The organism is Pseudomonas sp. MWU12-2345, from assembly GCF_023242385.1.
In the GTDB taxonomy this organism is placed as follows: Bacteria; Pseudomonadota; Gammaproteobacteria; order Pseudomonadales; family Pseudomonadaceae; genus Aquipseudomonas; species Aquipseudomonas gingeri_D.
In genome coordinates this window covers 162,616-179,999 of the sequence record NZ_JALLJA010000007.1, presented here as the reverse complement: position 1 = coordinate 179,999, position 17,384 = coordinate 162,616, and the positions used below count along the sequence as shown (strand labels likewise).

At 61.0% G+C, this 17,384-nt stretch carries 19 protein-coding genes; 9 read left to right on the top strand and 10 right to left on the bottom strand.

Annotated elements, in window-relative coordinates:
• Window positions 1-25 precede the first annotated feature (25 nt).
• Both M5C71_RS16165 and M5C71_RS16160 read right to left on the bottom strand, forming a co-directional pair.
• A complete protein-coding gene (locus M5C71_RS16165; RefSeq protein WP_177103273.1) occupies window positions 26-697 on the bottom strand; it encodes a GntR family transcriptional regulator in 672 nt (223 codons plus the stop codon).
• Between the two features lie 98 nt (window positions 698-795).
• Window positions 796-1,095, bottom strand: coding sequence for a hypothetical protein (locus M5C71_RS16160; RefSeq protein ID WP_248768323.1), 300 nt, complete (start codon window positions 1,093-1,095; stop codon window positions 796-798).
• 130 nt (window positions 1,096-1,225) lie between these two features.
• Between M5C71_RS16160 and M5C71_RS16155 the strand changes: the two genes are divergently transcribed.
• Both M5C71_RS16155 and M5C71_RS16150 read left to right on the top strand, forming a co-directional pair.
• The gene (locus M5C71_RS16155) at window positions 1,226-2,107 is read left to right on the top strand and encodes an NmrA family NAD(P)-binding protein (protein ID WP_103499589.1); all 882 of its coding nucleotides are present in this window, start codon (window positions 1,226-1,228) and stop codon (window positions 2,105-2,107) included.
• Between the two features lie 52 nt (window positions 2,108-2,159).
• Window positions 2,160-2,618, top strand: coding sequence for a MarR family transcriptional regulator (locus M5C71_RS16150; RefSeq protein WP_103499557.1), 459 nt, complete (start codon window positions 2,160-2,162; stop codon window positions 2,616-2,618).
• A 167-nt stretch (window positions 2,619-2,785) separates the two neighbouring features.
• Here M5C71_RS16150 and M5C71_RS16145 read toward each other — a convergent pair whose 3' ends face one another.
• Entirely contained in the window at window positions 2,786-4,270 is a 1,485-nt protein-coding gene (locus tag M5C71_RS16145) for a PLP-dependent aminotransferase family protein (RefSeq protein ID WP_248768240.1), read from the bottom strand.
• Window positions 4,271-4,348: 78 nt separating this feature from the next.
• Here M5C71_RS16145 and M5C71_RS16140 point away from each other — a divergent pair, with 78 nt between their 5' ends.
• Window positions 4,349-6,019: an NAD(P)H dependent flavin oxidoreductase family protein gene (locus M5C71_RS16140; protein ID WP_248768239.1), complete on the top strand. Its 1,671-nt coding sequence runs from the start codon at window positions 4,349-4,351 to the stop codon at window positions 6,017-6,019.
• A 40-nt stretch (window positions 6,020-6,059) separates the two neighbouring features.
• Here M5C71_RS16140 and M5C71_RS16135 read toward each other — a convergent pair whose 3' ends face one another.
• The 6 genes from M5C71_RS16135 to M5C71_RS16110 form a co-directional block, all read right to left on the bottom strand.
• On the bottom strand, window positions 6,060-6,695 hold the full coding sequence (locus M5C71_RS16135) for a LysE family translocator (RefSeq protein WP_103499560.1): 636 nt from the start codon (window positions 6,693-6,695) through the stop codon (window positions 6,060-6,062).
• A 160-nt stretch (window positions 6,696-6,855) separates the two neighbouring features.
• Window positions 6,856-7,563 carry a histidine ABC transporter permease HisM gene (gene hisM, locus M5C71_RS16130; RefSeq protein WP_248768238.1) on the bottom strand — a complete coding sequence of 236 codons (708 nt, stop codon included), beginning with the start codon at window positions 7,561-7,563 and terminating at the stop codon, window positions 6,856-6,858.
• The gene (locus M5C71_RS16125; protein WP_248768237.1) at window positions 7,560-8,249 is read right to left on the bottom strand and encodes an ABC transporter permease subunit; all 690 of its coding nucleotides are present in this window, start codon (window positions 8,247-8,249) and stop codon (window positions 7,560-7,562) included. The genes hisM and M5C71_RS16125 overlap by 4 nt, the downstream gene beginning before the upstream one ends.
• A gap of 24 nt (window positions 8,250-8,273) precedes the next feature.
• Window positions 8,274-9,044 (bottom strand): ABC transporter substrate-binding protein, encoded by a 771-nt coding sequence (locus tag M5C71_RS16120; RefSeq protein ID WP_103499563.1) that lies wholly within the window; start codon window positions 9,042-9,044, stop codon window positions 8,274-8,276.
• A gap of 61 nt (window positions 9,045-9,105) precedes the next feature.
• Window positions 9,106-9,960: a PfkB family carbohydrate kinase gene (locus M5C71_RS16115; protein ID WP_248768236.1), complete on the bottom strand. Its 855-nt coding sequence runs from the start codon at window positions 9,958-9,960 to the stop codon at window positions 9,106-9,108.
• 2 nt (window positions 9,961-9,962) lie between these two features.
• On the bottom strand, window positions 9,963-10,976 hold the full coding sequence (locus M5C71_RS16110) for an SIS domain-containing protein (RefSeq protein ID WP_248768235.1): 1,014 nt from the start codon (window positions 10,974-10,976) through the stop codon (window positions 9,963-9,965).
• 249 nt (window positions 10,977-11,225) lie between these two features.
• Between M5C71_RS16110 and M5C71_RS16105 the strand changes: the two genes are divergently transcribed.
• Window positions 11,226-12,017, top strand: coding sequence for a GntR family transcriptional regulator (locus M5C71_RS16105; RefSeq protein WP_103499566.1), 792 nt, complete (start codon window positions 11,226-11,228; stop codon window positions 12,015-12,017).
• Window positions 12,018-12,093: 76 nt separating this feature from the next.
• Here the strand turns inward: M5C71_RS16105 and M5C71_RS16100 are convergent, their stop codons facing one another.
• Window positions 12,094-13,014 carry a LysR substrate-binding domain-containing protein gene (locus M5C71_RS16100; protein ID WP_248768234.1) on the bottom strand — a complete coding sequence of 307 codons (921 nt, stop codon included), beginning with the start codon at window positions 13,012-13,014 and terminating at the stop codon, window positions 12,094-12,096.
• Window positions 13,015-13,180: 166 nt separating this feature from the next.
• Between M5C71_RS16100 and M5C71_RS16095 the strand changes: the two genes are divergently transcribed.
• From M5C71_RS16095 to M5C71_RS16075, 5 genes are all read left to right on the top strand, one after another.
• Complete coding sequence (locus M5C71_RS16095) at window positions 13,181-14,305, top strand: FAD-dependent oxidoreductase (protein ID WP_248768233.1); 1,125 nt, start codon at window positions 13,181-13,183, stop codon at window positions 14,303-14,305.
• Window positions 14,295-14,633, top strand: a complete 339-nt coding sequence (locus tag M5C71_RS16090) for a (2Fe-2S)-binding protein (protein ID WP_248768232.1) — start codon at window positions 14,295-14,297, stop codon at window positions 14,631-14,633. The genes M5C71_RS16095 and M5C71_RS16090 overlap by 11 nt, the downstream gene beginning before the upstream one ends.
• Complete coding sequence (locus tag M5C71_RS16085; protein ID WP_248768231.1) at window positions 14,626-16,026, top strand: NAD(P)/FAD-dependent oxidoreductase; 1,401 nt, start codon at window positions 14,626-14,628, stop codon at window positions 16,024-16,026. Before M5C71_RS16090 ends, M5C71_RS16085 begins: the two co-directional genes overlap by 8 nt.
• Window positions 16,023-16,376, top strand: a complete 354-nt coding sequence (locus tag M5C71_RS16080) for a RidA family protein (RefSeq protein ID WP_103499571.1) — start codon at window positions 16,023-16,025, stop codon at window positions 16,374-16,376. Before M5C71_RS16085 ends, M5C71_RS16080 begins: the two co-directional genes overlap by 4 nt.
• 161 nt (window positions 16,377-16,537) lie before the next feature.
• Window positions 16,538-17,320, top strand: a complete 783-nt coding sequence (locus M5C71_RS16075) for an ABC transporter substrate-binding protein (protein WP_248768230.1) — start codon at window positions 16,538-16,540, stop codon at window positions 17,318-17,320.
• Window positions 17,321-17,384 lie beyond the last annotated feature (64 nt).

The window sequence follows — 17,384 nt, the reverse complement described above, 5'->3', positions numbered from 1 at the left end:
GAAATCAGCACAGTGCGCGATGCCGTCAATGGCTGTGGGGCAGATGCTCGAACAGGGTCTTGCAGACACCGGCGATATGCTCGTCGAGCAGCGTCACCGCGCGATCCACATCACCGGCGCGGCAGGCCGCGAGAATCTCCCGGTGTTCGTGGTCGGCGCGTTCCTTGCCGGCGGAAAGGCTCATCTGCATGCGCAGGTAGCGTTCCAGCTTGTCGTTGACCGAGCGGATCAGACCCACCAGAAACGGCCGTTGCGCCGGTTCGTAGAGGCAGGCGTGCAGTTCCCAGTTGAGTTCGGCCCAGCGACCGACGTCATCTTCACCGATAAATTCCTGGCAGATGCGTTCGGCACGGGCGAAGGTTTCTTCGGTCATGTTCGGAATCGCCAGGCGCAGCGCCTTGTCTTCCAGCAGCATGCGCACTTCGAACATCTGCGCCAGTTCCGCATCCGACACCCGGGTGACCATCGCCCCGCGATTGCGCTGGAACATCACCAGGCCTTCGGCTTCCAGGCGCTTGAGGGCCTCGCGCACCGGAATCTTGCTGACGTTGAACTGCCGGGCGATATCGTCCTGGCGAATCGGCTCATCCTCGGCGAAATGCCCGGCGACAATGGCGTCGCGCAGATGGCGGGTGATGATTTCCGACGTCGAAGGCGAGTTGCCGAGGTCGGGGGCGTTGAGTTTTGGTAGGGCCACGGTTCTGATCGTTCGCAATGAGTTGTGCAGATGGTATACGAAATCTTCTGGCTGTTCCTTGGCGATGGTGCGGACGGTCAAGCCAGTGGGCACGGCATCTAGCCGGCGATGGCTTGGGCCGCCTGCGCCAAACGCCGCGTGGCCTCGCGGATTTCATCGCGGTCCAGTGAGGCAAAACCCAGGCGTAATGCATTCTCCGGTTGATCCGTGGGTGCGAACTGGCGGCTGTTACTCGCGGTCGGCCACGTTACGGCGTAGCCCGGGCGGTTGCACAGCTCCATGATCGCTTGTCGTTCGACCTCGCTCAGCGTATTGCGCGGCCTGGGCCGTGCCGTGGTCGTTCGGGCGTCCGCCTGAACAGCCTCGGTTTCAGCCAGCGCCTTGTCTTTACGGCGCAACCCGCCGAACGGTCGTTGGAGTGGGTTGACAGTACAAGCATATGCTCTTAATTTAAGTGCATAGGGGCATGTGCTCTTATTTTTAATCATATAGGAGCATATGCTTCTACTAATTGAGAGGACCACAATCATGAGCGAAGCCGAAATTCTTGTAAGCGGTGCAACCGGGCGTACGGGTGGGGCGGCCATCGATGAGCTGCTCAAGATGGGCAAGCGCGTGCGAGCTTACGTGCGCTCGGATGATGAGAGGGCTGCGGTCCTGCGCGAGCGCGGGGTTGAAGTTGCGATTGGTGATTTCACCGATATCGATGCTATCCGCGCGGCGATGGAGGGAATCCGTTCGGCCTATTTCCTTTATCCGCTGGCGTCCGGAATTGTCGAAGGTGCAGCGTATTTTGCCCAGGCAGCGAAGGAAGCTGGAGTCAAGGCGATCGTGAACATGTCGCAGATTTCCGCACGGCGTGAGTCCAGGAGTCATTTGGCACAGGATCACTGGATCTCCGAACGTGTCTTCGACTGGTCGGGCGTGCCCACAACGCACCTGCGCCCCACGTTCTTTGCGGACTGGCTCGTGTACCCTCACTTCGCCAAGGAGATCTGGGCCAAGAAAAAAATCGAGTTTCCCTTCGAGAATGGTCGTCACGCGCCAATCGCGACTGACGACCAAGGGCGGGTGATCGCCCATATCCTGGCCAACCCGGCGGGACACGAGGGTAAGATCTACAGCCTTCACGGCCCGGTCGAGATGAATCAAACCGAGATCGCAGCGGCCATGAGCGAGGTGCTTGGCGCGAAAATCGAGTACGCACCGGCATCGATCGAGGCGTTCGAGCGTAAAATGACGCAGGAGTACAAGTTTCCGCCAGCCTTGGTACAGCATCTGGTTGAAGTCGCTCAGGACTACCGAGAGGGCGTCTTCGCGGGTGTGAACGATGTGGTGGAGAAGGTCACCGGTACGCCCGCGTTGTCCGTGCAGGCTTTCATCGAAAAATACCGGGACGTCTATGCATGACCCGTACGTCCAGGTCGTAAGTAATCATCTGTGCTAGAGAGGAAATATAGAGATGCTGCCGGTCAACCAACCGCTAGGGATCGCCCAGTGCAATTGTTCCGCAATAAGGAAGGCGAGCCGGCAGATCTCTCGCTTCTACGATGCGCACCTTGAGCCATCGGGGTTGCGGATCACCCAATACCTTACCTTGGCCGCTCTCTATGAGCTGGGGAGTGCTGCAATCAATACCCTGGCTGAGCGGCTCGATATCGAGCGCACGGCGATGGGAAAAATGGCCGGCTTTCTGGAGCGCGAGGGGTTGATCTCGATCCGTCCTTCGCCATCGGACGGTAGAAGTCGCCTTGTAGCGCTAACCGAGGAAGGGTTGAGCTTGTTCAAAAGGGCTGCTCCTCTCTGGGAAGAGGCTCAACGAGAGTTTGAGCAATTGAACGGTATTGAAAAGGTAACGTCGCTGCGGCAGGACCTGGCTCGAGTGAAAGTCGGTGATAGGGTTGGGATATCCGACGGCTGAAAGCCAGTTCGAACGCCCAATGGCCCGAGGAAAGCCTTCGTGCGCCGCATGGGGGGAGCCCCAAGGAGTACGCACAACGCTTCGCGCCAGTTAATGCACCGGCTTCCCGGGAAAAGAAGGCTGCCATTGGGGTTCTCTCGACGCGTTGAGCTGATGTTGGCAAACCTTCAGGCGATGGCTTTCGCCGCCTGCGCCAAACGCTGTGTAGCCTGCTGTATTTCATCACGATTGAGCGAAGCAAAGCCCAGGCGCAATGCATTCTCCGGCTGATCCATGGGCGAGAACTGGCGGCCGTTACGCACCACCAGGTCGAACTCCAGGGCTTTCTCCACCAGTTGGCCGACGTTTATCTCGTCCGCGAAACGCACCCACAGTGCCAGGCCGCCTTCAGGCTCCTGCACCGAAATGCGCTCGCCAAAGCCCTCCACCAGGCAACGGTGGAGGATTGCCCGACGCTGCCGGTATTCCTTCGAGACCCGGCGCAGGTGCTTTTTCAGTTCACCGTCATTGATCAGGTCCGCCAGCATCTGCTGCGACACCGCGTCACCGTGGCCCAGGGTCAGCGCGGCGTTGCGGTTAAGCACCTCGATCACATTGCCGGGCGCGACCACATAGCTGCAGCGGAAGGTCGAGCCCAGGGACTTGGACAGCGAGCCGATATAAATCACATGGCGTTGGGCGCTGTCGCTGGCCAGGGGCAGATAGGGGCGACCGTCAAAGTGATACTCGTAGTCGTAGTCTTCCTCGATCACGCAGAAATCATGGCGCTTGGCCAAGGCCAACAGTTGTTGCCGACGCCCGGCATGCAGGCTGACGGTGGTGGGGAATTGGTGATGGGGCGTGAGATAGATCATCCGCACCTTGTGCAGCCGGCACAGCGCGTCGATCTGATCGACCCGGCAGCCTTCGCTGTCCAGGTCCACGGTCACCAGGCGTGCGCCCAGTTTACGGAAGATCTCCCACGCCGGCGGATAGCTCAGGCGCTCCACCAGCACCACGTCACCGGGTTCCAGCAGCGCGCTGGCGGTCAGGTACAGTGACATCTGCACGCCCTGGGTCAGGCAGATATGCTCGGCCTCGACGGCCAGGCCGCGATTGTTGCGCAGCATCTCGGCCAGGGCCCGGCGCAGCGCATGACTGGTCCCGTCGCTGCCGTGGCGCACGGTATTGGACACGAAACTCTTGCGCAGCGCGTTGCGGTAATAGCGATGCAGGACGGCTTGCGGCAGCAAACGGTGGTCACAGGCGCCGTTGTCGAAGAACAGCGCGCCAGGCTGCTGTTGCAGTGCCGTCGCCTGCTGGCCCGGGGTGAAATACGGCACGGCGGGTTGCGCCCGTAGTTCCAGCGCGAAGGAGGGCGGGGCGCTGCGGGCCGTGGTCGTGGGGGCCAGTTGCGCGTTGACGAAGGTGCCCCGGCGCGGTTCGCTGACCAGCCAGCCCTTGGTCATGGCTTCCTCGTAGGCCAGGATCACGGTCTTGCGGTTGACGTCGAGCAAGCGCGCCATTTCCCGCGTCCCGGGCAGCAAGGTCCCGGGCGTGAGGCGTCCGTCGACAATCGCGGTCACCAGGCCTTCGACAATCTTGCGGTAGGACGCTTGAGTCTCGCCTCCCTCCAGGTTGAGCAAGGGTCGCCATTTACGCATCTGGACCATCTGAACTATCCAAAACTGGAGGTTTTAATGGTCCTAGTCTAACGCAACAATTGGCACACATTCACCCCCGAGGTCCTTATGAACGCACGTCATGTCATTGAGTTGTCGCCCTCGGGCAAAACCTTCGAAGCCGGTGACGAGCTGCTGCTCGACGCCATGCTCGCCAGTGGCCTGTCGGTGCCGTTCTCCTGTCGTCGCGGGGCGTGCGGTTCGTGCAAGGTCAAGGTCGTGGCAGGGCAGTACCGTGACAAGCTCCTGGCCGCGGAGGCTCCGGCACCTTCCTACCCGCTGGCCGCCGATGAAATGTTGTTGTGCCAGAGCCATGCCTGCGCCGATATGCGCCTGGAAATCCCCGGCTGGTCGCTGGACACGCCCAAGCTGGAAATCCCCGTACGGGTCCTGGGCAAGCGTGCACTGAGCTCCGATATCACCGAGCTGGTGCTGATGCCGGAAACCCTGGAAGCGGTTGAGGTTCGCGCCGGCCAGTACGTCCGGTTTCGCCTCGACGATGGCGACAGTCGGTGTTTCTCGATCGCCAATCTTCCCGCGCTGGATCGCGGCCAACTGGTCTTTCATATCCGCCGAGTCCCTGGCGGCGTTTTTTCCGAGCAGGTCCTGGCGACGCTGGACGTCGGTCACGGGTTGACCCTGGAAGGCCCGTTGGGTGCCTGCACCTGGCAGCACGAGGACGCTCGGCCCGTGGTGTTGTTTGCCACGGGGACCGGCTACGCGGGGATCAAGCCGCTGCTGCTGACTGCGTTGGCCCGGGGCGCCGAGGTGACGTTGTACTGGGGCGGCTCGCAGCCCGGGGACTTTTACGACCGCGAGTTCCTGGACCAGGCGCGCATCGAGTATCCCGGGTTTGTCTGGTACCCGGTGCTGTCGTCGGAGGCCCGGGTGCAGCAGGTTGCTTTTGAGCGGGCGCATCCTTGGGCAGATGCCCAGGTCTATGCCTGCGGTAACAGCGCGATGATCCGCGATGTCCGCGAGCACTGCCTCGCGGCGGGCGTGCCGGCTCACCGTTTTGTCGCGGAGGCCTTTGTGCCCAGCGGCGTGTCGCTGCCCGAGTCGCCGCCCAAGCCGCTGGATCCGGTCTGGGAAAAAGTCGGTCCGCGTTATTCCCTGGACGGCATGTTGGCCGCCCGCGAGCAATCGGTCCGCGCCCTGGCCTCGATCGCCAGCCAACTGCGTATCGGGATGACCACCGCCGAGGCCCTTGAGATGGCCAATCAGCAGTTGCAGGCCATGGGCGCGTCCCACACCTGGCATCCGACCTATATCCGTTTTGGCGACGATACCGTGCGCACGCCACGCCAGGGCATCGATCCGCAGCGCAAGCTACGCGCGACCGATATCGCCGTGGTCGATCTCGGCCCGGTGTGGGACGGTTATGAAGGCGACTATGGCGACACCTTCGTCTTCGGCGAGCATCCTCTGCACCAGGCCTGCGTCAAGGCCTTGCATGAGGTGTTCGACGAAACCCGCGAGGCCTGGCACCAGGGGCTGACCGGCCGTGAACTCTATGATTTCGCCGAACGCAGTGCGGACTCAAAGGGCTGGCGACTGGAGCGAAACCTGGCCGGGCACCGCATCGCCGACTTCCCCCACGCCTTGTTCGGGCAGGAGAAGTTGGCCGAGCTGGAGATCGTGCCGAGCGAGATGGTCTGGGTCCTGGAGATCCAGCTCTGCCATCCCACCGAAGCGGTGGGGGCGTTCTTCGAGGATATCCTGATCGGTCAGGGGGGCTGATGGCTGTCGCCCTTTTGCGTTCAAGCGCAAACAGCCGGCTTTAGCGCCGCCCCTCGATGGCCATGCGCACGGCCAAGCCTGTGAGCACCGTGCTCATCAGCCAGCGTTGCACGATCTGCCACACTGGCCTGTTGGCGAGAAATGCCGCGATGGAACCCGCCATCACAGCGATCAGCGCGTTGACGCTGACGCTGATGACGATCTGGGTAAAACCGAGCACAAGGGATTGCGTCAGCACGCTGTCGTGGCCGACGGGGTCGATGAATTGGGGCAACAGTGACAAGTACATGACCGCGACTTTGGGATTCAACAGGTTGGTGACAAAACCCATGGTGAACAGCTTGCGCGGGCTGTCCTTGGGCAGGTCGCGGACCTGGAACGGCGAGCGGCCGCCGGGCTTGACCGCCTGCCAGGCCAGGTAGAGCAGGTAGAGCGCGCCGCCGAGGCGCAGGACGTCATAGGCGTAGGGAACCGCCAGGAGCAGGGCGGTGATGCCCAATGCGGCGCAAAACATATAGACGACGAAACCCAAGGCCACGCCGCCCAGGGAAATCAGCCCGGCCATGCGCCCCTGGCAGATCGAGCGCGAGATGAGATAGATCATGTTCGGCCCGGGCGTCAGCACCATGCCGAGTGAGATCAGGCCGTAGGCAAGCAGGTTGGACAGTTCGGGCATGGCGTAGCTCCTGGAGGCACCTGGGTGGTGCGCAGGATAATAGAGGGGGCGATACGAGCCTGTTAGATACAGATTGACTGACAAAACGTCATACAGCGTTCGCAACCGATGCCTGCGGCCAGGCTTCGGCGCAAGTCCTGAATTTCACCTTCCTCAACGTTCAGCTTAAACGTTGATAGGCCAGCAGACGGCGCTCAGCGAATCGGAACACGCCCACCAGCGCACATGCCAGCAACATGTAGAGCAGGGCGGCAATCCCATAGGCCTGGAAGGTCTTGAAGGTGGCGGCGTTCACATCGGCAGCGATTTTCAGGATGTCGGGAACGGTGGCGGTAAAGGCAATGGCCGTGGCGTGCAGGACAAAAATCACTTCGTTGCTGTACGCGGGGAGTGCTCGACGCAGCATGCTCGGTATCAGTACGTGAATGAACAGTTGGCTGCGGGTCATGCCGAGTGCCAAGGCTGCCTCGATCTCGCCGCGTGGGGTGGTGCGCAGCACACCGGCGAGAATCTCGATGGTGTAAGCGCATGTATTCAAGGCCAATGCCAGAATCACGCAATGCATGCCGTCACGAAAGAACCACCACAGACTGGAGGATTCCCTTATGAGACTCAAACTGGCCAGGCCGCTATAGATGATCAGTAACTGCACGAACAGTGGCGTGCCGCGAAACACCAAGGTATAGAGCTGAATGGGCAGTGCGAGCCACTGACTGCCGTAGGTGCGTATCAGTGCCAGCGGTATCGCCGCGCTTAAACCGATGACCGCTGAGGTCACCAATAGCCATAGGGTGACAGACAGACCGCTCCAGTGGTAACCGTCGGACCACAGGAAGTTCAGCCCGAACTCTTTCAGTATCTCGATCATGACGCTCTCCGTTGCGGTTCGACGCTGTAGCGCCGTTCCAGGTGTTTGAGCGCCAGACTTGAAAAGATCGCAAAGGTAAAAAATATCGCGGCAATCACCAGATAGAAAAACATCTGCCTTGAGGTCGCATTGCCTGCCTGTTTGGCGACCTGAACCATGTCATTGAGGCCCAGCAGCGAGATCAGGCCGGCACTTTTCAACAACACTTGCCAGATATTGCCGATACCGGGTAATGCGAAACGCATCATTTGCGGGAAACGGATACGCCGCAGCACTTGCCAGTGGCTCATGCCATAGGCTCGAGCTGCTTCCAACTGCCCGAACGGGATCGCCTGGAAGGCACCGCGAAAGGTTTCCGCGCAGTAGGCACCGTAGATGAATCCCAGCGTACCGATCGCAGTGCCATAAGGGTTCAACGGGAACGATTCCTGGCCGAAAGCTTCCGCCACTTGATTCAGTCCGATTTGCGCGCTGTAGTAGATGAGCAGCATCAAGACCAGGTCCGGAACACTGCGCACCAGCGTGGTATAGACCGTCGCGACCAGCCGTAGCGGTGCCAGTGGCGAGAGTTTTGCCAACGCCCCGAGCAGGCCAAGCGCGATGGCCACGCAGGCCGCCCAGGTGGCCACCTGGACGGTCAACCAGGCGCCCAGAAAAATGAGATGGCCGTATCCCTCGAGAAACATGGTTTCAGGCTCCGCCAGGGTGGTTTATTTCGGCGAAATGTCGAAGTCGAAGTATTTTTTTGCGATGCGCTCATAGGTGCCGTTCTGGTGGATCCTCTCCAGCGCCTGATTGATTTCGCCAGCCAGGGCGGTGTCATTTTTGCGCAAACCGATCCCGGTTCCGGGGCCGAAGATTTCCGGGGATTTGACGACGTCCCCGGCATAGCCGAAACCCTTGCCGATCGGCTTTTTGAGCAGGCCTTCGGAGATCGCGATCGCATCATCGAAGGCGGCGTCCAGTCGCCCGTTGATCAAGTCCGAATAGGTCAAGTCACTGCTTTGATAGGGCACGATCTCAACGCCCTTGAGGCCCCACATCCGCTTGGCATAGGTTTCGAAAACGCTGCCCTGCTGCACGCCGATGCGTTTGCCGCGCAAGGATTCGGCCGTTGGCTGCAAGGGACTGCCTTCAGGTGCCACCAGGCGAGCCGGGGTGTCATACAGGGTGTTGGAGAAGGCGATTTCGGCTTTGCGCTCTTCGGTGATCGACAGGGCGGAGAGGATACCGTCGAACTTCTTGCCTTTAAGGGCCGAGACCATCCCGTCGAAGGCGTTTTCCACCCAGACGCAATGACGTTTCAACTCGGTGCACAGGCTTTCACCCAGCTCGATATCGAAACCCGTCAGCGAACCGTCCGGTCGCTTGGACTCAAAGGGCGGGTAGGTGGGGTCGACCCCGAAACGCAGCTCTTGGCTGGCGCCCCAGGTCATCAGCGGACTGGCCACGAGCATCAAACCGATCAGACATTTTTTCATCGACAGGGTATCCACGACAGGTTGGTTGAACAGCCCCGGGGTTGGCCTGGGGCAGCATGCGTCAGCCTTGAGTGTTCAAGGCTTGTTTCAATTGCTCGGAACGTTCGGCGTCCAGGGTTTGGCCATGGCCAAAACCACCGTTCCAGCCACACACCCGGGCGGCATAATCGACACCTTGCAACAGGCACTCCGCGAGGCTGTGCCGGGCTTGCCAGGCCAGCAGAAACGCCGCGATGAAGCCGTCACCGGCGCCCATGCTGTCGACAAACGTGCAAGGCCGGCTGGGTTGTTCTTGCAAACCCCGTGCGTCGACCGCGAGGGCGCCCAGAGCCCCGCGAGTGATCACCACAATTGCCGGGCCCAGGGCCCGCATCGAGAGCGCCAGCTCATAGGCTTCCTGCGCAGGCAGGTCGGCCGCCGAGAAAAAAGCGATATCGACATGCTTGATCAGCGCCCGCCAATCGAACTCGACCCAGTTGTCCGAGAAGTCGAAGGAAAGGCAGCCGCTGGCATGCCGAATCTGCGCCAGTTGCTCTTCGAGACCGCTGTAGAGGCTGCTATGTGCCAGTGGGAATTGCCTGAGGTAGGCCAGATCCTCGGCATTGAGGCGCAATTGACGACACACACCGGGATCGCTGCCGAGAAAAACGCGCTCGCCATCGAGGCTGTCGACACAGGCCCAGCCATTGGTCCCCGACAGCGTTTGGCAACGGGAAGCATCCACGCCTTCTTTTTCCAGGCAATCGAGCAAGTGCCGGCCATGCCGATCATCGCCCACGCAGCCCAGGTAGGCGCCGCGAGCGCCAAGCCGGGATGCGAATACCGCGACGTTGAGCGCATTCCCGCCCGGATATTCGATGTTCCGGTCCAGGTATACATCCAGGGTGTTATCGCCCACTGCGATCAGGCCGGCCATGCTCAGTACTCCGTTTTCCACATGTAGCGGCGAGTCGTCAGCGGTTGCTGATGCCAGACCGCCAGATGGGCGGCGATGCGTTCAGCGGCAATGCCGACGATGTAGGGCGCGACAATCGCGCGGATCTCCGGGTCGATGCCGGGCATCGGGAAATCCTTGGAGTCGTAGACCATGACCCGTTCGGTATAGCGCTGGCAGAAGCTTACGACGCGTTCCATCTGTGCTCGACTGGGATCTTCACCGACCAGCAGCAGCAGCGGGGTGGAGGCATCGATGGCTTCGAACGGGCCATGGAAAAACTCCGCGGCCTCCACTGGCAGGCAGTGCAACCATTGGCTTTCCATCACCACGCAGACGCCGAACACATAGGCCGTGGTGAACATCGGCCCCGACGCGAGGAAGTACATGACCCGATCATCTTTATAGCGGCGTGCCTCTTCGGTCGCGCGTTGGTCGTTGTTGATCGCCGCATCGGCCAGCGCCCGTGGCAGCGCTTTGAGTGAGCGGGTGAGTTTGTCCAGCAGTGGCCAGTCTTCGCGTTTGGCCAGAATGCCGCCGATCAATGCCTGAAGGATCATGAAGCAGCCGAAGTACGCCTCGTCGGTGCGTCCTAGCAGGAAGCAATGTTGAACGGTTTGGGCCAGTTGCAGCTCGGCGGTCTGAGTCACGCCCACGGTCAGGCATGGCTTGCCTTGCAGGAAGCGTGCGGCGGCGATGGTTTCCTGGGTTGTTCCGGACTTGGATGCGAGGACGACCAGGGTGCGCTCATCCAGGCGCGGCGGGTCGATGTCCATGAACTCGGCCGGGAAATAACGACGGACTTCCAGCGAGTGGCTGTAGCGCTCAAGCCAGTACTGCAGGCCAAGCATGATGCGGTTGGGAGCGCCGCAGCTGACGAAATAGATGCGGTCAATCCGCGTTGCCAGCTCCTGGCCAAATTGCTGGGCGTCGTCGACGATTTGAACGGATTGCTGCAAGGACGCGATGAAACCTTCCCGGTTGAACTGGATCGCCATGTGGACTCCTGGGTGCCTTGTTGCGGTGGTTCAGGCTGCTGTTCATGACCACCATTTAGACCAAAAGCTATACCATGAAAAATACCATTACAAGGCTTTTTCCCCGTGGTCTAATGGACGGAACAGGCGGTTTCCAGGGTTTTCCTGAGCCGGGTTTCCTTTGTTATTGTCAAGTTGGCGGATTTGCGGCGGTTTTTGTTTTTTACAGTCGCACTGGATCGCCAGAAAAAATAATCCAGGATGTAGACCATGAAAGTGCCCCCTTCCAAACCCGCCGATGTGGCGTTTCCCGTGCCCCAACGCAAACAGGTTGCCTGGCAGGCCGTACAAGCGCTGCTGGAAATGCTGGAGCGCCCTGAGTTCGGACCGACTGAGCGGATCCCAGCGGAAAGGGATCTGGCCGAACACCTGGGGATCAGCCGGATGACCTTGCGCAAGGCGCTGCAAACCCTGATCGATCGCGGGGTTCTCGAGCGGCGGGGCAATCGCGGAACCTTCGTGACCGCTCCGGGTGTCGAGCGGCCACTCAACACCGTGGCGCGCAAAGGCATCGCCGAAGTGGTTGAACAGGCCGGGGCCAGGCCCGGCAGCAAATTGCTCTACTTCGAACAAACCCAGGCCAGCGTCCGTGTCGCCAAGCTGCTTAAGATTCGGGAAGGCGATGTGTTATTGACCATCAGGCGCCTGCGTACCGTGGACCAAAAGCCGTTCTGCATCGAGACCAGCTACATTCCTGCCGCCCGCGTGCCGGAGCTGGTAGCGGGGGATCTGATCGAGGGCGCCTCGTTGTATGCCTTGTTGTTGGCGCGGTATCAGATCGAAATAGACAGTGACGAGGGTACGTTGAGCATTGCCACGATGAATGACCAGGAAGCGCGGCTGCTGGAAGTCGACCCTGGCACGCCCGCACTGGTTTATCGGGGGGTGATATTCGATACCCAGGGGCAGCCGGTGGAGTATCTGGTCTCGATCAATCACCCGCAGCGTGTGGTGTTCAAGCTGGCGGACAGTCGGGTTGGCAGCTTTCATTCCAGTCAGTAAGACAGCCGAAGGCGTTTGTGCCGAGCAGGCTTTTATCCGTCGACCTTGCCCGAAAACCGGTTTGAAATAAGTGGCTTTACCGCATTCCCTTTTCAAACCGATAGTGCGCTGGAACCTCCTGGGCGATGAACTGCTGCATGTGTTGCAGAAAGCGGGCCTGCAGCTTCGACGTCGGCCCCTGGACCGGCAGCAGCATGCTGAAGTCCATTTCGATCGCCGGTTCGAACGCCCGGAATACGATGCCACTGCCCCGGTACTCGACGGCGCTGATGGCATCGACCAGGGCCACCCCCAATCCCTGCTCGACGAACATGCACATAGGCAGTGACAGCTGGGTTTCCAGGCGCAGCTCACGCTCGACCCCATGAGCGGCAAATATCGAGTCGATGTGTTGACGCGAACCGATGGATTGCGGATAGGAGATAAACGCCTCGCCGCGCAGATCCTCCGGCCGGATCGTGGTCTTGTCCTGTAGGCGATGGTTTGCCGGCAGGGCACAGAGCATGCGGGTGGCCAACAGTTTCTCGGCACGCGGGCTGGGGTAGGTGTTGGGCAGTACGATGATGCCCAGGTCGCAACGCTGGCCGACCACCAGGTCCACCACCTCCCGCGATGATTGCACCACCAGCGAAATCTGCACCTGGTCATGCTCGGCCATGAAGGCGGCGATGGCGCGGGGCAGGAACGACAGGCCCATGGCCGGCGCGCAAGCGATGTGCAGCGAGCCGCGTTTCAAGCTGCGGATATCTTGTGCTGTCCGCGCTATACGCTCGACGCCGAGCAGCGAGCGTTGCACTTCCTGATACAGGGTCATGGCTTCGGGGGTGGGCTGTAGCCGGCCTTTGATGCGGTCGAACAGGCTGAAGCCAATGTCCTCCTCGAGGCTGGCAATCAGTCGTGTCGCCGCCGGTTGCGAGATGTGCAGCATCTCGGCGGCACGGGTCACGGTCTGGCCCAGAATCACCGCACGAAAGGCTTCCAGCTGACGAAGGTTCATGGCGCTATCCCTTGGGAAAATCCATAACAAAAAGACATGGGTTTACCAAAATAAAGCATTTTTCAAGTCGCTGTCAGCTCTCTAGGATCGTTTGCATCAAGATTATCCAGGCGTAATGCCTGCGCTGAGGGTGATTCCTCGGTGTGTGAGAGCGATAGCGGGATCCATGCAAAAAACTGATGTCATTGTCGTCGGTGCCGGTTTGGTGGGGTTGTCCATTGCCTATGGGCTGGCGCTGCTCGGTCGTCAGGTCAGCGTCCTGGATGAGGGCGACGACGCCTTTCGGGCCGCGCGGGGTAACTTCGGCCTGTTATGGGTGCAGGGCAAGGGTTATGGGATGAGTCCCTATGCGCAATGGACGCGCGACTCGGTGGCGTTGTGGCCACGCTTCGCCGCCTCCTTGCAGGCCGATACCGGTATCGACCTGCATCTGCGCCAGGCCGGCGGATTCCAGCTATGCCTGAGCGATGCCGAGATGGCCGACGAAAGCCGCCAGCTGCACTGGCTGCGCAAATCCATGAACGGCGATTATCCGTTCGAACTGCTCGACTCGGCGCAACTGCGTAGCCGCTTGCTTGGCGTAGGGCCGTCGGTGGTGGGGGGCTGTTATTCGCCCATGGACGGTCACGTCAATCCGTTGAAGTTGTTGCGTGCCCTGTATGCCGCCTGCCGGCTGCGCGGGGTCAGGATCATCAATGGCCAGCGGGTCAGCGCCGTTGGCCAACGAGCCTCGGGCTTCGAACTGCATGCCGGTGACCAGCGTTGGTACGCCGGGCAGATCGTCCTTGCGGCCGGACTCGGTAACCGTGAACTGGGCGCGCAGTTGGGGTTGGACGTGCCGGTGAGCCCCAATCGCGGGCAGATCCTGGTCACCGAGCGCCTCAAGCCTTTTCTGCATTACCCCACCACCTATGTGCGCCAGACCGACGAAGGCACGGTGCAGTTGGGCGACTCCCATGAGTCCGTGGGGTTCGACGACGCTACCGGCAGTGAAGTGATGGCTGCCATCGCCGCGCGTGCCGTGCGCTGCTTTCCGCAGTTGGGGCAGGTACGGCTGGTTCGGGCCTGGGGGGCGCTACGGGTGTTGAGCGCCGATGGTTTTCCAATCTACGAAGCCCCAGCGGCCTGCCCGGGGGCGGTTGTCGTCAGTTGCCATAGCGGTGTGACCCTGGCTGCGATTCACGCCTTGCGCCTGGCGCCCTGGATTGGCGGTGAGTGCGCGGATCCGGCGGTGGGACCTTTCAGTTTGCGACGTTTCACTGCCAAGCATGAGGTGCGTCATGTCGGCTGACACCTTGTTCCGGGCCTTGGGGCCTGCGGGAAAAACCGTGCGGATCGAATTCGAAGGTACATCGTTGGCGGTGCCCGAGGGCATTTCCCTGGCCGCCGCGTTGCTGTTCAGCGGCGTCACTCATACCCGCGAAAGCGCCGTCAGCGGCAGGCCCGGGGCACCCTATTGCATGATGGGCGTGTGCTTCGAGTGTCTGGTCGAGGTGGATGGACAAGACAATTGTCAGGCGTGCCTGCTGCCGGTGCGAGCGGGGATGCGTGTGCTCAGGCAGCGTGGCGCTCGCGATTTCCGGGTCGCCGAACACGACGAGGAAGGCGCTGATGAATAGGCAGACAACCGACCTGATTGTGATCGGCGCCGGCCCCGCTGGAATGAGCGCCGCCCTTGAGGCCAGGCGATACGGGCTTTCGGTGGTGGTGCTGGATGAACAGGGCAGCCCCGGCGGGCAGATCTACCGCAACATCCGGCAGGCCGATGCGCGCAGTCGCGCTGTATTGGGTGATGACTATGCGGCGGGGGCTGGGCTCGTCGCGCAGTTCCTCGCCTGTGGGGCCCGTTACCTGGCCAACACGGCGATCTGGCAGGTGACGCCGCAGCGTCAGGTGCACTACCTGATCGAGGGGCGCGCCGAAATCTTGCAGGGGCAGCATGTCTTGATCGCCACCGGTGCGTTCGAACGACCGATGCCGGTTCCCGGTTGGACCCTGCCCGGCGTCATGACCGCCGGTGCCGGGCAGATCCTGCTCAAAAGCGCGGCGATGGTGCCAACCGGCCCGTTGCTGTTGGCGGGCTGCGGGCCTTTGTTGTACCTGCTGGCGGCGCAATACCTGCGTGCCGGGATCGCGATCGAAGCGCTGGTGGACACCAGTGGCCCGGGCGACCTGCTGCGTGCCTGGCGCAAAGTCCCTGGTGCATTGCGCGGTTGGCGCGACTTGCTCAAGGGCCTGCGCTTGCTGATTGCCTTGAAGCGCGCCGGGGTCAGGCATTTTCGGGCTGCGCGGGACTTGCGTATCGAAGGCCAGGCGCAGGCCGAAGCCCTGAGTTTCGACAGCAATGGGCGTCGCTGGACGATTCCCGCTTCCCTGGTTCTGCTGCATCAAGGTGTGGTGCCCAACACCCAGATCAGTTGGTCATTGCGCCTCGAACATGACTGGAGCGAACAGCAACTGTGCTGGATTACACGCCGTGACAGCTGGGGTGAAACCAGCCTGCCGGGAGTTTTTATCGCGGGTGACGGTGGTGCCATTGGCGGCGTTCAGGTGGCGCTGCTCGAAGGTCGCCTGGCTGGGCTGGCGATTGCCGCAAGGTCGGGAAAAATCGACGGGCAACGCTTGCAGGAACTCGCCATGCCTTATCGAAAGGCCTTGCGCCAACAACGTGCGGCACGGCCACTGATCGATGCCCTGTACCGCCCGCAACAGCAAAACCGCATTCCCGCCGACGAGGTGATTGTCTGCCGTTGCGAGGAAGTCAGCGCCGGTGAGATTCGCCGGCACGTCGAACTCGGTTGTCTGGGACCCAATCAAGCCAAGGCTTTCGGGCGCTGCGGCATGGGGCCTTGCCAGGGGCGCCTGTGCGGTTTGAGTGTCACTGAAATCATTGCCGGACATCGCCAGGTTCCCGCCGCCGAGGTTGGTTACTACCGCATTCGATCGCCCCTCAAACCCATCACGCTTGCCCAACTGGCCGGCGAGACAGCCCACACCCAGGAGCACTTATGAGCCGTATTCAACGCATCGAAAGCAATCCACGCCTGAGTCGCAGCGTCGTGCATAACGGCGTGGCCTGGCTCAGCGGCATCGTCGCCGCCGATTGCAGCCAGGACATCCAGGGCCAGACACGCCAGGTTCTGCAACGGCTCGACGAACTGCTGGAAGTCTCCGGCAGCGACAAGAGCCGTCTGCTCAGCGTGCAGGTCTGGATGAAAGACATGGCTGCCGATTTCACCGGCATGAATGAAACCTGGAGCGCCTGGGTCGATGCCGGGCAGACGCCGGCACGGGCCACTGCCCAGGTGATGTTCGATGACCCGGGGATCCTCCTGGAGTTGATCGTCACCGCCGCCGTCTGAGTTTCACCGTGGTACCCGCTGCGCCAGATCAAGCCTTGCGCAAGGACACAGTAGTCGACCGCCAGAGTCGCCACTTCCGCCAGTTCACATTGCTGCTGCCATAACGGACGCCTTCGCTTGCGGAGCATCCGACATAAACAACATCGCATCCGGAGCTATGAATGAACGTAAAAAGCCTTGTCCTGAAAGTCAGTCTTGCCTCGTTGCTGGCGTTTGCTGTCAACCTGCAGGCGGCGGAGCAACCGCTACGTATCGGCATCGAAGCGGCTTACCCGCCGTTTGCTTCGAAGACGCCGGATAACACCATCGTCGGCTTCGACTACGACATCGGCCAGGCGCTGTGCGCGGAGATGAAAGTCCAATGCCTGTGGCAGGAGCAGGAGTTCGACGGGCTGATTCCCTCGCTCAAGGTGAAGAAAGTCGATGCGGTGATTTCATCGGTCTCCATCACCCCCGAGCGGCTGAAGTCGGTTGATTTTACCGATCGCTACTACCGTATTCCGGCACGTCTGGTGTTCAGGAAAGGCAGTGGTATCAGCGATATTCCCGCTCAGCTCAAAGGCAAGCGGATCGGCGTGCAGCGCGCGACCAATTTCGATCGCTACGTGACCGAAAAATTCGCGCCGGCCGGTGCCGAGGTGATCCGTTACGGCTCGCAGAATGAAGTGTTTCTCGACCTGTTGGGCGGGCGACTCGATGCCACCATGGCCAGTTCGGTGGTGATCGATGAAAGCCTGTTGAAACGGCCGGAAGGGAGCGACTTTGAGTTCGTCGGACCGAATTTTACCGAAGAGCAATTCTTCGGCACCGGTATCGGTATTGCGGTGCGCAAGAACGATCCGCTGGCCGCTCGTTTCAATCGGGCATTGGCGACGATTCGAGCCGATGGCACCTACGACAAAATTCGCCAGAAGTATTTCGATTTCGATATCTACGGCGAGTAGGGATCGGGTGTTGTTTCGGCCCGCATGCTTGAGCATGCGGGCGTTTTCTTTGTCAGTCGGAGTC